Below are 15194 nucleotides of genomic sequence, written 5' to 3' on the forward strand. Positions count from 1 at the left end.
TCTAGACAATCTTAAATCCCCAATCCAAGATTCCAAATTATGATGACAATTGCTCACAGTCCCTGTGTTTTGGTGATTGAAACCGATGAGAGTCTAGCAAATCAGTTGTCCTTTGATTTGCGAGAAGCTGGTTATGAAGCGATTTTGGCTCATGATGCGGCTAGCGGTTTACAATACTCCCGCGATCGCCAACCTGCTTTAATTGTTATAGACCGGATGCTCTCAGGAGAATCAGGACTATCGTTGTGTAAAAATCTCAGAATTGCTGGGATGTGCGCCCCTGTTTTGGTACTCATGGCCAGAGATACAGTAGATGACCGAGTAGCTTGTTTAGAAGCTGGGGCTGATGATTATGTCCTTAAGCCTTATCGCCCAGAAGACTTTTTGAAGTTAATTCGCCTCTATTTAAAACCTGAAGTTGATACCAGCGAACAGTTACGCTTTGGGGATTTAATTTTAGATGTCGCCACCCGTCGCGCTATACATAACGGGCGGACAATTGACTTAACCATGAAAGAATTTGAACTCTTAAAATTTTTAATGGAACACCCCCGTGAAGTATTAACCCGCGAACAAATTTTAGAAAACGTCTGGGGTTACGACTTTATGGGTGAGTCGAATGTCATAGAAGTTTACATTCGCTATTTACGCCTCAAAATTGAAGATGAAAGTCACAAGCGCCTGATTCAAACAGTGCGGGGTGTGGGTTATGTTTTACGCGAGTCTTAAAGTTAATATGAGAATTATCCCAAAAAATTAGGAATTAAGTATGGCAGATGCCAAAAACGTACTAGGGACAGACCTGGAGAGTTGCTGTACATCTCCCATGACTGGCTATTACCGCGACGGGTTTTGTAATACAGGTGGTCAGGATTTTGGGATGCACGTTGTTTGCGCCCAAGTCACAGCAGAATTTTTAGAATATACCAAATTGCAGGGAAATGACCTCAGCACACCAGTTCCCGAATTTAATTTTCCCGGATTACGGCCAGGCGATAGCGCCAGCGCTGCTGCTAAAGCAGATCGCTGGTGTTTATGTGCAGCGCGTTGGCAAGAAGCTTTAGAAGCTGGTGTTGCGCCGCCAGTTGTCCTGGCAGCGACTCATGCTAGAGCCTTAGAGGTGTGTTCTCTAGAAGATTTGCAAAAACACGCCGTCAGGTAGGGAGTGGGGAGTAGGGAGTGAGTATTAATCCGGTAAGTTACGTGGCGGTACAGTTCTTCCCTCGTAGAATTGTTTCTGAAGTTTAGTTAGTCCTAACCATGCGGCTCCAAAGGCGAGGGGTGTGATAGTCTCAAGGACAACGGCTAAAACTGACGTAGTATCAAAATATAGTCCCAATATGGGAATACTTGCTAAAGCCAATACTGCTATCACGCCACACCAAAATTTCAGGCGTTGAATCTGTGCGATCGCACCTCGACAACTGGCACAATGGACAGTATGAGAATGATACCTCTCTAGCAGATGTTCTTTAGGTATTGCTGGCGGGAAACTTTCACCCGGAAAAGGTTCAGCTTTGTATTGGTTCACCCATTGACGCAACTCAAACACAAAACTATCAGCTTTAGTAGCTAGATAAAACGCTTTCGTAAAATTAGGGCTACCCCCCTTCGCAGCTAAATAACGTTCTTGATAGTGCAGAAAAATTTGGTCATCTTCTAAAACACCATTTTGTCCAATATGGACATACCAGCGTGGTCTGAGTTTAATCAAGAAGCCTGGAAGTTTAGCAGGAAACTTAAAGGGAAAACGAGCAAATAAACGACACTCGCCTTTACGGATAGGTGTAGCATAAACACTTGTGATCACTCTGCCACGCTCCGAGTTAATATCATGCCACATCAAAGCCGGGGCGACGAAGGTTGTAGATAATTTTCCCGTCTGGTCTGGTCGTAACCCGTGCTGCCAAATGCCCTTAAATCCTTGCTTTCCCGATTCAGTTACCTCCAGTCCCAAAGGTGCTGCATTCTTCCTGTTACCCACCGTTTCATGATGTGTGAAAGATATATGACTGGGGTCGAGGATATTTTCTAGCAGTGTCAGGGCATCATAAGGGACATCTCTAAAAGTATTAATTACAACCCATCCCTCAGCAGATTCTTGCAGAGGTTCAATTACCGGAACTTTAGTGTTTGTCGCATTTTCAGCTTTGCCGGCGAACACAAATAATAGTTCTTGGCGTTCCGTGGTGGGTAAAGATGTCGCACAAGCACGTTTAGAAGTCTCTGCTGTTCCACCTGCAACTTGTTGGGGAATGCGTTGACAATGACCATCTCCAGAGAAAGACCAACCGTGATAAGGACACTCTAACAGCCCATCTTCGTTAATTCTACCTTCAGAAAGCGGTGCTAAACGGTGAGGACATTGGTCTACAAAAGCTTGCCAAGATTGAGTTTCCCTATCCCACCAAATGACAATATCTTTGCCCAACAGAGTAAACGGGGTGGGTTTAGATTTATCTAAATCTTCGAGGTAGTGGACAGGATACCATGCTTCTTGCCAATCAAAGCAATCCGGATCATTACCACCGGGAAGTATTTCTTCTACAGAATTATTGCCTAAATTAGGCTCTATATCCAGCATTTTCTTAAGTTATTAATTTAAATTAAAAGTAATAATAAAATTTATTTTTGCTATTGGCTTTCCTGCCATTGCTTCGCAACGCTGAAGCTAACAATCCAACCCACTTTAATTATATAGCTATTTTTAGGTAAATAGACCACGCGGTAGGGGCGCAAGGCCTTGCGCCCTGACGACAGATGTGGTTCAAATACATGAAAACTGCTATATTCACATCTTGCACCCGTCGCAATAACCCGCCGGAGGTTCAAACCCCCGTCTGATAGCGAAAGTCGTCTAAAGACGACTTGGAAAATATTTCAGTCCATTTTAATGGACTTTAGCTATGAGCGCGGAAATTTATTTCCGCGCGGGTTTTGTAGCTGATTTCAAATGGTGCAAGATGTGAATTAATTCTTCTCCAACCTCAAAAGTCAATTAACGTCGCGCCTTCTTTTCAAAATACTGCTGATGTTCTGCTGTGGCTAAATAATATTCACTCGCAGGTTTAATTTGTGTGACAATATTTTGCTCAAATTTACCAGACATTTGAAGTTTAGCCTTTGACTGCTGCGCTCTTTCTAACTGCTGCGGGTTGTGGCAAAATATCACAGACCTATATTGTTCTCCTTTATCTGCACCTTGGCGGTTGAGAGTTGTCGGGTCATGAATATCCCAAAATACCGCTAGCAAATCATCATAACTTACAGATTCTGGGTCATACTCCACCTGCACCACTTCCGCATGACCTGTAATTCTCGATAACACATCTAAATAACACGGGTTAGGAAAATGCCCACCCATGTAACCGACTGAGGTTGATTTTACGCCTTCCACCTTGCGAAATGCTGCTTCCACTCCCCAAAAACAGCCAGCACCAAAGGTCGCTTTTTCCATAACAGTTTGCAATATGAATTCTTTGAAAATACTAACGTGCTGGCTGAGGATGTTTTAAAAGCCAGTAGTAGCGTGGCAAGACTAAAATGTTGCAATAGATTTTTGAGAAAATTGAGATAAATCAATGTTTTCTGCTTTTCCCTAATGCACTATTTTAAGCTTGTCACGCCAGTAGGGTGGGTTACGCTGCGCTAACCCACCATTATCATTAAGTTTATGGTGGGTTACGGACTACCGTCCTAACCCACCCTACAAATTGGAGATTTTTTTATTTGTCAGTCCCTAACATCTTCAGGTTTGCTTCTGATATACAGGTGCAAGTCCATCAATCGCCGGGCCATTAATTACTTTACCCTTAGCATCAAACCGCGAACCATGACAAGGACAATCCCAAGTTTCTTCTGAAGAATTCCAGGCGACAATACATTTTAAGTGGCTACAGACTGCGGAATGCTCATGCAAAGTGCCGTTTTCGTCTCGGTAGGCGGCAATTTTAGTTAAGCCTTGACGCACTACTGCACCTGTCCCGGCGGGAATCTTTTCCACAGAATCAACTTCCCCTGGTGTTACCCAATCTAAATACTGGGTAGCAATGTTAATATTTTCAGAGACAAAATCACCTGTTGCGCCAATTCTGGTTCTTAATGGGTCGTAAACTTCAGCCCAGGTATTTTTTCGCCCCAAAATCATATCATTGAGTAGCATTCCGGCGATGGTTCCGTGGGTCATTCCTAAACCTGTGTCACCAGTGGCGATGTAGATATTATCTTCATCTAGGGGGTTTTTGCCAATGTAGGCAATGCCATCATCAGCGTTCATCACCTGACCCGACCAGCGAAATAACCTCTCTGTCGCCATTGGGAAACGTTCTCTTGTCCACACTTCTAGTCTGGCATATCGGGCATCAGCATCATTAGCTTGTCCGGTTTTGTGGTCTTCGCCACCCACAATTAAAACATCAGATTGTTCATCGAGATTTTGCAGGCGGATGTAGTGATAGGGGTCGAGAGTATCCCAGTAAAGGGCTTTGGTAATGGAATCGCGAGGAACTTTGATCCCAATCACAAATGTCATGTAAGCCGCCTGCTTGAAGTGCATGGTAGCTAAGTTACTAATTGGGGAATTGGTGGCTACAACTACAGCATCAGCTGTCACAACTTGACCATTGCTGGTTTCTACACGGGCGATCGCACCACCTGTAATTTTTTGTACGTGGGTTCCTGTATAAATTCTCCCACCCCGGCGTTGAATTGCTTCAGCTAATCCGGCTAGGTATTTCAGGGGGTCAAATTGTCCTTGATGAGGAAAGCGCAGACACATTCCTGTATCAAAGCCATTTACTGGTGCTTGGGGGACAAGTTCCACACTCGTTAGTCCGGCGCGGTGTGCTGCGGCTAATTCTCTTTGCATCTCATCCACAGATTCCAGGTCAGGAGAAAAGAGATAACCGTTGAGTCGCTCAAAGTCACAGTCGATTTGTTCACGAGAGGCGATCGCCTGTATGATATCTATTGCTTTAGTATGACTTTGGGCAATCTGCTTTGTCCGTTCTTCTCCGTGGATATCCTCAAGTTCAAAGTAACGATGATACAATACATTGGAAAGGTGAGCCGTTGTCCGGCTAGTTTGACCCCCACCAATAGGGCCATCATCTAGCACCACTACTGATTTACCTTCACGACTTAGCATATAAGCAGTGGACATTCCCGCCATCCCTGCACCGACGACGCACACATCAGCGTGAATATTTTCCGCCAGTACAGATTGATCTGGTACATCTGCTGTGGTCATCCAAATAGAAGTTGTTTTCCCAGAATCGTTTTGCATATTTTTGTAGTTTTTCAAGTCTAAATGATCTGCTGATAGCAGATTATTGAAATCATAAATTCTGTACGATTCTAAATCTAATTTATTAGTGATATATCTGCTGAATGATAGACTTTGCTAATCTACTATTTTGCAGAAGTAATTTTCAATATTTGATTATATGCAATTCCTCTGTAAACTTTAAAAAACTAGTAAATATCTAGCTTTTATTTTATGTCTATTGTTATATAGATAAACAAATATAGCTGTCTTAGGAAAGATATTCGCAATTAAATAATTTGGATATACATACAATAATATTCCTTTAGATATATATTTATATAGCAATCATGAAAATGCCCATAAATGTTAATATTTGGCTGTAAGATAAATCCAGTCAATAGCATTTATCAAAAAATATTAATTTTAATTCAAGTTATTTTATTTTGATAGTTTAAAAACTGCTGAATCACCCAGCCTGAAAGCCAAAATTTAGAGAAGTTATATATATGCCACAGTATTTCGGAAAATTACCAGTAACTCACCAACCGTGGACAACTATTGGGACGGTGCAAACTGTCAGAACAAGCGATCGCACTCTCAGTTTTGTTTGTGGTGATGCACTGCTGACCATCAGCGTACTTGCTGCCAATTTAGTCCGTGTACGCCTAGCACCAACGGGAGAATTTATACCCCGCCGTTCTTGGGCGATCGCATTAGATGATGCAGAATGGGCAACAGTACCTTTTGAGGTCAGGGAAACAGAAGCAACGGTAGAAATTATTACAGTTCAAATGCGTGTGTGTGTACATAAGCAAAACTGCCGGATTACTTGCTTTGACAAAGCCAATCGTCCATTTGCCCAAGATGCAGAAATGAGTATGGGTTGGCGCATGGGTGCGGTTGCAGGTTGGAAGGAAATTGCTCCCAATGAACATTTTTATGGCTTTGGTGAACGCACAGGTTTTCTGGATAAACTCAGCGAAGTTAAAACTAACTGGACGGTGGATGCTTTAGATTATGATGCCCTCACTGATGCCATGTACCAGGCTATCCCGTTTTTTATGGCTTTGCGTCCTGATGTGGGCTATGGTATCTTTTTAAACTCTACCTTCTGGAGTCAGTTCGATATTGGTGTGGCACAACCTGGTGTCTGGAAGATGGAAACTCATGGCAATGAGTTAGATTATTATATTATTTATGGTCCCGAACCTGCTCAAATTCTGTGTACATACACGCACTTAACAGGGAGGATGTCGCTACCGCCAAAATGGTCTTTGGGCTATCATCAATGTCGTTGGAGTTACGACTCAGAAAACGTAGTGCGGGAACTGGCGCGAGAATTTCGCCAACGTCGTATTCCTTGCGATGTCATTCACCTCGATATTGACTATATGCACGGTTATCGGGTGTTTACTTGGAGTCCTAAACGCTTCTCAAATCCCGAAAAAATGATTGCTGATTTGGCTGGAGATGGTTTTAAAACAGTCACAATTATTGATCCGGGTGTGAAGTATGAACCAGAAGCTAATTATCATGTTTTTGACCAAGGAATAGATCACGATTATTTTGTGCGTCAAGCTGATGGAGTCTTGTTTCACGGCTATGTTTGGCCGGATAAGGCTGTTTTTCCTGACTTTTTGCGGTCTGATGTGGGTAACTGGTGGGGTGATTTACACAAAAGTTTGACAGATATTGGTGTAGCGGGAATTTGGAATGATATGAATGAACCTGCTATAGATAATCGTCCTTTTGGGGATGGTGGTCAAAAAATCTGGTTTCCTTTGGATGCACCGCAGGGTATTGATGCTACTCATGGGGAGGTGCATAATTTGTATGGTTTGATGATGGCGAAATCGTCTCATGAAGGTTTGAAACGTCATCGTTCTACAGAGCGATCGTTTGTGTTGACGCGTTCCGGTTATGCTGGTGTGCAGCGTTGGTCTGCGGTGTGGATGGGAGACAACCATTCTTTATGGTCACATTTGGAAATGTCTTTGCCCATGCTGTGTAATATGGGACTTTCGGGTGTGGCTTTTGTGGGTTGTGATATTGGGGGCTTTGCAGGTAACGCCACACCGGAATTATTCGCGCGTTGGATGCAGGTGGGAATGCTTTATCCTTTGATGCGTGGACATTCGGCTTTATCTACAGCTCGTCATGAACCTTGGGTATTTGGCGATCGCACTGAAAATATCTGTAGAGAGTATATTAATCTGCGTTACCAACTATTACCATACATTTACAATCTTTTTTGGGAAGCAGCCACAACGGGCGCACCGATTATCCGACCATTATTATATCATTTCCCTAACGATCCTCAAACCTACAGTCTCTACGATCAGGTGTTACTGGGTGCGTCGCTGATGGCTGCACCAATTTACCGCCCTGGAGTTGAGCATCGTTCTGTTTACTTGCCTGAAGGTATTTGGTATGACTGGTGGTCTGGTGAACGTTACGTAGGACAAACTCACATCCTGGCTCATGCACCATTAGAAAAAATGCCTCTTTATGTCCGTAGTGGTGCAATTATCCCGATGCAGCCTGTCAGCCAATATGTTGATGCCCAACCACTGGAATACATCCGGTTACGAGTTTGGCCTGGTAATGGGATATATACTTTTTTTGAAGATGATGGACATACCTTTGAGTATGAAAAGCAAAATTTTTCCCTGAGAAATATCAATATATTTACACAAGGGAACCAAATAACCGTGGAAATTGGCGACCGAGAAGGTAAATGGACACCGACACCGCGTGACCTAATTGTAGAACTTGTGGGCGTGGGTGAGCAGCGCTTCCCAGATGATGGTCGGGGACGGAGCCTGAAATTTTAAAATTATGTTGAGAGATAGATGATTTTGTCTCCATTATTCTCTAATGTAGACTTTACAAGCAAAAAATATGCATATAGATAGAGAAAAAATTGATAAATAGCGGGTAGCGTAAGTTACGTAGTTATGTAAATTTTAGCTCTTTAGAAATAATACACATTATTACGCTAGACAGTTCGGTGGTAAAAACTTCCATGTTCAACATCAACCGCTTGCAACTGCAAGATTTACATAGATTACGAGTGGTGCAAGTGGCAAGTGCCATCCCAGTATTAGTCGGTGTTTTGGTACTGTTTGGCTGGTTATTTGAGATCGAATTTCTCAAAAGGTTTGGCGATATCAATGTAGTGACCATGAAGCCGAATGCAGCTGTAGGCTTTTTACTATCTGGTGCATCGTTGTGGATGTTGCAGATGAGAGAAGGTAAAAGGGACAGTTATAGCATTGCTTATTTACGCTGGTCGAGAATTTGTGCAGCCGTCGTTACCTTAATTGGTTTACTCACCATCAGTCAATATTTGTTCAACTGGAATTTGGGCATTGACGAGTTATTGTTCCAGGATCAACCGAATGCTTTATTTACATCCCATCCAGGGCGAATGGGGTTTAATACTGCTTTAAATTTTATCTTGGTGGGTATAGCTCTCGAAATATTGGCGCGTCCCAAAAATCGCCGTAATTCTTGGTATATTCAAATTTGCGCCCTGATAGGAATTTTAATGTCTTTACAGGTACTCATTGGCTATGCCTATAAAGTCCAAATCTTCTCCCGTATTGCCTCATTCACAACATCAATGGCATTACATACGGCATTAACCTTCATTGTACTTTGTGTAGGACTGCTGTGGACGCGTCCAAATCAGGGATTAATGCAGGTAGTGATGAGTGATACCTACGGCGGTTTAATTGCGCGTCGGTTATTGCTGGTCGCGATCGCCATACCATTAATTTTAGGCTGGTTAATCCTCCAAGGTCAATTAGCCGGACAATACGGTTCAGCTTTTGCTCTATCGCTATTTGCAATCATTTTAATTATAATTTTTACAACTTTTATTTGGCAAAGTTCAGCCGTAATTTCCCGCCTGTGTCGTCAACATGATGAGGCGCAAAAAAAACTCAGGGCTTATGAAGAAAAACTCAGAAGTTTTGTAGATGCTAACGTGATTGGAATTAAGTTTGGGGATGTGTATGGAGGTATTCACGAAGCAAACGACGCATTTCTCCAGATGATTGGCTACACGCGTGAGGATCTGTTAACAGGCAAGTTAAGTTGGCGAAATATCACACCTCCAGAGCATCTATACTTAGATAAGCAAGGAATCGCTGAAGCCCAAGGAAATCTCAACGGTGCTTGTACTCCTTATGAAAAAGAATATATTCACAAAGATGGTAGGCGAATTCCAGTTTTAGTTGGTTACGTATTGGTAGGCGAAAACCGAGAAGAATCAGTGGTGTTTATTCTCGATTTAAGTGAACGCAAGGCAGCAAGGCAACAAATAGTCCAACTGAATAAGGATTTACAGCGTCGGATTGCGGAATTACAAACTTTATTTCAAGTCATCCCCATTGGGATTGGCATTGCTGAAGATGCGGAATGCAAAACTATTAGAGCTAACCCCTGTTTAGCTCAACAATTGGGAGTATCACCAGATAAAAATGCCTCTCTGAGCGCTCTTGGTACCGAAAAACCGACAAATTTTAAAGTCTACAGCGAGGGTAGAGAATTATTACCGGAAGAACTACCCATGCAGTACTGTGCTGCTCATGGAGTGGAAATGCTTAATTGTGAACTGGATATTGTTCATGAAAATGGCAAAGTTGTGAAGTTGCTAGAACACGTCGCCCCATTGTTTGATGAGGAGGGTAACAGCAGAGGTAGCGTTGGCGCGTTTTTGGATATTACGGAACGTAAGCAGGTAGAAGAAACAATCCAAAATGAGCAAAAATGGCTGGAAGATGTGTTGAATATGATGCCTCTGCCATTACTGTTTATTGAACCAGAAACGGGGCGCGTCATCTTTGCTAATCGAGCGGTGGATGAATTAGCTGGAGGTGAGTTTCCCAAAGGTATCCCAGTGAAAGAATATCACACAGCATATTACTGCACAGATACGGCAGGAAATCGCATCCCTAACGACCAAATACCAGGGGCGCGGATAGCCCGTGGAGAACGTTTGGATGGATTAGAGATGGACTGGCATACGAAAGAGTCTGTACGCTCTATAAGGATATTTTCTGATACCCTCCCAGCAATGCACGGTCATCCAGCTACCTGTGTATCAGCTTTCCAAGACATTACCAATCTCAAGGAAATAGAAAAAGCTAGAACATTAAACTACAGAAGGTTACAGCTGCTATTTAACACAGCCAGCGATTTATTATCCAGTCAGCAGCCATTAGCATTAATTCACAGCTTCTACCAAAAATTGGCGGAACAGATTGGTTTAGATGTTTACTTTAACTATTTAGCTGAAGACAACTCTCAGGTAATGCGCCTAGCATCTTTCACAGGTGTTTCTGAGGAAATCGCCAAAGAACATGAGTGGTTGAATTTTGGTCAATCACTGTGCGGTACTGTAGCCCAAGAACGCCATCCTATATATATCGAAAATGTTCAGCAATCAACTGATCCAAGAACAGCATTAATTCAGGATTTAGGAATTACAGCTTTTTATAGTTATCCGTTAATAGCATCGGAACGGCTTTTGGGTACTGTGTGTTTTGGTAGCCGCAGTTGTTCTCAATTCAGTGAAAATCAAAGAGGGATGATGCAAGCTGTATGCGACCAAATCGCGATCGCAATGGAAAGAGCGAGTTTAATTACTTCTTTGCAGCAGCAAACTGAGCAATTGCGAGAAGCCAACCGCATGAAGGATGAGTTTCTGGCGATATTATCTCATGAGTTGCGATCGCCTCTCAATGCTATTCTCGGCTGGGCGCAATTATTGCGATCGCGCAAACTCAGCGATATTCAAATAGCCAAGGCGATGGAAACTATTGAACGCAATGCGAGGATGCAAACCCAGCTAGTAGAAGACTTGCTAGATATCTCCCGGATGATTAGAGGTAACTTACATCTCAATGTTTGTACTTGCGATTTGGTTCCTTTAATTGAGTCAGCCATTGAGACAGTTCACCTAGCCGCCCAAGCCAAAGAAATTGATTTGAGCATTTCTCTGATTCCCTCCCCAGAAATGCAGCCGGATCATTCGAGATTTTTAGTTTCTGGTGATATTGAGCGGTTACAACAAATCATCTGGAATTTATTATCTAATGCCATCAAATTTACACCTACAGGCGGTAGGGTAGAAATTAGACTTTGCCAGAGCATTGAGGATGGTGAAAAATTAGCCAGAACAATCACTAGCTATGCTCAAATTCAAGTCATTGATACAGGTATTGGGATCAAGCCGGAATTTCTCCCTTATGTTTTTGACCGCTTTCGTCAAGCCGATAGCTCTAGTACTAGGTCTTATGGCGGTTTAGGATTAGGTTTAGCGATTGTCCGTCATTTAGTCGAATTGCATGGTGGTACTATCTCTGTCGATAGTCGGGGTGAAGACCAAGGCGCAACCTTTACTGTTAAGTTACCACTGTTGTTAGAAACTAAGGCAGTGATTCCTGATTCAGTTAATCGGAACAACGCAGATTTTGCTGATCCGTCCCCAGTTCCCTCGCTTTTAGGTGTGCGGGTGCTGGTGGTCGATGACGAAATGGACACTCGTGATTTTATCACTACGGTACTGCAAGAGTGCCAAGCCGAAGTTAAAGCGGTAGAATCGGTTTCAGAGGCATTACAGGTGATTTTAGACTGGAAACCGGATGTTTTAGTCAGTGATATTGCCATGCCAGAAGAAGATGGTTATTCGTTAATCCGGAAAGTGCGATCGCAACCACCAGAAAAAGGCGGTAAAATTCCCGCAGCCGCATTAACAGCTTATGCTAGAGCAGAAGACCGCACAAGAGCCATCCAAGAAGGATATCAGTTACACTTACCTAAACCCATTGAGCCGGCTGAGTTAGCTACAGTAGTGGCGAGTCTTGTAATTCGTAATTCGTAATCATATAAGCTATATCATAGCCCCCTCCTCGCTTGCGGGGCTACGGTGTACACACAAGTGATCTGATCCCCCTAAATCCCCCTTAAAAAGGGGGACTTTAAGAAATTTTCCCCCCTTCTCAAGGGGGGTTAGGGGGGATCGAAACGCTGTTAGGCAACTTGATAAGATTTGTGTGTACACGGTAGCGCTTGCGGGGAGGGGGTTGGGGGTGGGGTTCTTGTCCCTCACTCAACTAGGAAACGCTATATTGCATTACTATCAGCTTGTGCTTGGAGAAGTATTATATGTCCTTTGTACCGTTACATATTCATAGTGATTACAGTTTACTTGATGGAGCCAGTCAGCTACCAGAATTGGTCGATCAGGCGATATCTTTGGGGATGAAGGCGATCGCACTCACCGATCACGGTGTCATGTATGGTGCGGTAGAATTAATTAAAATTTGCCGTAGTAAGAGTATTAAGCCAATTATTGGCAACGAAATGTATATTATTAACGGCGATATCACTAAACAAGAACGTCGTCCGAAATATCATCAAGTCGTTTTAGCTAAAAATACCCAAGGTTACAAGAACTTAGTTAAGATTACCACAATTTCCCACCTCGAAGGTGTGCAAGGTAAAGGAATTTTTTCGCGTCCTTGTATTAACAAAGATTTACTCAAACAATATCGGGAAGGCTTAATAGTTACCAGTGCTTGTTTAGGTGGAGAAATTCCCCAAGCCATCCTCAGTAATCGACCAGATGCAGCCCGGAAAATTGCTAAATGGTATAAAGAAATATTTGGTGATGATTATTATTTAGAAATTCAAGACCACGGTTCCCAAGAAGACCGCATTGTTAATGTTGAAATCGTTAAAATTGCGCGGGAATTAAATATTAAATTTATTGCTACTAACGACTCTCATTTTATCTCTTGTTTTGATGTCGAGGCACACGACGCGTTACTATGTATTCAAACTGGACAGCTAATTAGTGAAGATAAACGGATGCGTTATAGCGGCACAGAATATCTCAAATCTGCCGATGAGATGAAGCAGCTATTTCGTGACCATTTACCAGATGATATCATTGCTGAGGCGATCGCCACCACCGAAGAAGTAGCCGATAAGGTAGGCGTTTACGATATCATGGGTGATCCTCAAATTCCCACACCACCCATACCCTCTGGTCATACTCCTGACACTTACGCCGAAGAAGTAGCTTGGACAGGATTATTAGAAAGATTAAATCGCAAATCTCGCAGCGAAGTAGATGCAGTCTATAAAGAGAGATTGGAATATGAATTAAAAATGCTGCAAACAATGGGTTTTTCTACATACTTTTTAGTGGTGTGGGATTACATCAAATTTGCCAGAGATAATAATATTCCTGTCGGTCCCGGTCGTGGTTCTGCGGCTGGTTCATTGGTTGCGTATGCTATGAAGATTACCAACATTGACCCAGTACATCATGGCTTACTATTCGAGCGATTCTTGAACCCAGAACGTAAATCAATGCCTGATATTGATACAGATTTCTGCATTGAAAAACGTGATAAAGTCATTGAATATGTAACAGAAAAATATGGTAAAGATAGAGTTGCTCAAATCATCACATTTAACCGTTTGACTTCCAAAGCTGTGTTAAAAGATGTCGCCAGAGTCTTGAATATTCCCTATGGGGAATCAGACAAAATGGCGAAATTAATTCCAGTAGTGCGGGGTAAACCCACGAAATTGAAAGTAATGATTTCGGATAAAACCCCAGCCCCGGAATTTAAAGAAAGATATGATAATAATGCCCATGTACGCCATTGGCTAGATATGGCCATCCGCATTGAAGGAACCAACAAAACCTTTGGTGTCCACGCAGCTGGTGTAGTCATATCTGCTGACCCCTTAGATGAAATTGTCCCGCTTCAAAGAAACAATGACGGTTCAGTGATTACCCAGTATTTCATGGAAGACTTGGAATCAATGGGTTTGTTAAAAATGGATTTTCTAGGGTTACGTAACCTGACGTTAATTCAAAGAACAATTGATTTAATTGAAGAAACCAAAGGCTATCGCATTGACCCAGATGAAATTACAGGTCAGGAAAGAAAAGCGCAAAAAATCTTAGCCAAAGGTGAACATAGCAACCTACCCAAAGATGTCAAACAATCCTACGAACTTTTAGAAGCTGGGGATTTAGAAGGAATATTTCAATTAGAATCTTCAGGAATGCGTCAGATAGTCCGAGATTTGAAACCTTCTAATATTGAAGATATTTCTTCGATTTTGGCACTGTATCGACCAGGCCCCTTAGATGCAGGACTAATTCCCAAGTTTATTAACCGCAAACACGGAAGGGAAGCAATTGATTATCAGAGTGCTATTTTAGAACCAATATTAAATGAAACCTATGGAATTATGGTTTATCAAGAGCAAATCATGAAAATTGCTCAAGATATGGCCGGATATACACTAGGACAAGCCGACTTGCTGCGCCGCGCAATGGGTAAGAAAAAAGTTTCTGAGATGCAAAAGCAGCGAGAAAAATTCGTAGATGGTGCGGCGAAGAATGGAGTAAAAAAACAAGTAGCCGATGAATTATTTGAGCAAATGTTGAAGTTTGCAGAATATTGTTTAAGCTATGATACAGAGATTTTAACAGTAGAATATGGCTATATTCCCATTGGGGAAATTGTCGAAAAAGCCATTGAGTGTAGTGTTTATAGTGTTGATAATAATGGTAATATCTACACTCAACCCATTGCACAGTGGCATAATAGGGGAGAGCAAGAAGTATTTGAATATAGTCTAGAAGATGGTTCAACTATTCGCGCCACAAAAGACCATAAATTCATGACAACTGACGGGCAAATGTTGCCAATTGACGAGATTTTCGCCCAGGAATTAGATTTGCTGCAAGTGCATGGTTTACCGGAGTAAGAACCCCACCCCAACCCCTCCCCGCAAGCGAGGAGGGGCTTTGTAGGTAGTAAGGACTTTACCCGGATTTCTCTCCTATCAGAAACCCTACACAAACGAATAAAAAAGGGCTAAATTCATA

The 15194-nt window shown here is 42.4% G+C and carries 8 protein-coding genes; 5 read left to right on the forward strand and 3 right to left on the reverse strand.

The features are described 5' to 3' along the window. Positions 1–42 precede the first annotated feature (42 nt). Together nblR and ACM0OW_RS14845 are read left to right on the forward strand one after the other, a co-directional pair. Positions 43–729 carry a response regulator transcription factor NblR gene (gene nblR / locus ACM0OW_RS14840; protein ID WP_414550929.1) on the forward strand — a complete coding sequence of 229 codons (687 nt, stop codon included), beginning with the start codon at positions 43–45 and terminating at the stop codon, positions 727–729. Between the two features lie 40 nt (positions 730–769). Further along, positions 770–1162, forward strand: coding sequence for a DUF2237 family protein (locus ACM0OW_RS14845; protein WP_414550866.1), 393 nt, complete (start codon positions 770–772; stop codon positions 1160–1162). Positions 1163–1186: 24 nt separating this feature from the next. Here ACM0OW_RS14845 and ACM0OW_RS14850 read toward each other — a convergent pair whose 3' ends face one another. From ACM0OW_RS14850 to ACM0OW_RS14860, 3 genes are all read right to left on the reverse strand, one after another. Next, the gene (locus tag ACM0OW_RS14850) at positions 1187–2584 is read right to left on the reverse strand and encodes a Rieske 2Fe-2S domain-containing protein (protein ID WP_414550867.1); all 1398 of its coding nucleotides are present in this window, start codon (positions 2582–2584) and stop codon (positions 1187–1189) included. A gap of 414 nt (positions 2585–2998) precedes the next feature. Next, a complete protein-coding gene (gene msrA, locus ACM0OW_RS14855) occupies positions 2999–3457 on the reverse strand; it encodes a peptide-methionine (S)-S-oxide reductase MsrA (protein ID WP_414550868.1) in 459 nt (152 codons plus the stop codon). 291 nt (positions 3458–3748) lie between these two features. Further along, the gene (locus ACM0OW_RS14860; RefSeq protein ID WP_414550869.1) at positions 3749–5284 is read right to left on the reverse strand and encodes an FAD-dependent oxidoreductase; all 1536 of its coding nucleotides are present in this window, start codon (positions 5282–5284) and stop codon (positions 3749–3751) included. A gap of 488 nt (positions 5285–5772) precedes the next feature. Between ACM0OW_RS14860 and ACM0OW_RS14865 the strand changes: the two genes are divergently transcribed. The 3 genes from ACM0OW_RS14865 (at position 5773) to ACM0OW_RS14875 (ending at position 15073) form a co-directional block, all read left to right on the forward strand. After that, positions 5773–8100, forward strand: coding sequence for a glycoside hydrolase family 31 protein (locus tag ACM0OW_RS14865; protein WP_414550870.1), 2328 nt, complete (start codon positions 5773–5775; stop codon positions 8098–8100). A 191-nt stretch (positions 8101–8291) separates the two neighbouring features. Beyond that, entirely contained in the window at positions 8292–12158 is a 3867-nt protein-coding gene (locus ACM0OW_RS14870; protein WP_414550871.1) for an ATP-binding protein, read from the forward strand. A 284-nt stretch (positions 12159–12442) separates the two neighbouring features. Next, positions 12443–15073, forward strand: coding sequence for a DNA polymerase III subunit alpha (locus ACM0OW_RS14875; RefSeq protein WP_414550872.1), 2631 nt, complete (start codon positions 12443–12445; stop codon positions 15071–15073). Positions 15074–15194 lie beyond the last annotated feature (121 nt).

The sequence above is a fragment of the Anabaena sp. CCY 0017 genome (genome assembly GCF_963920885.1).
Taxonomy (GTDB): Bacteria; Cyanobacteriota; Cyanobacteriia; order Cyanobacteriales; family Nostocaceae; genus Nodularia.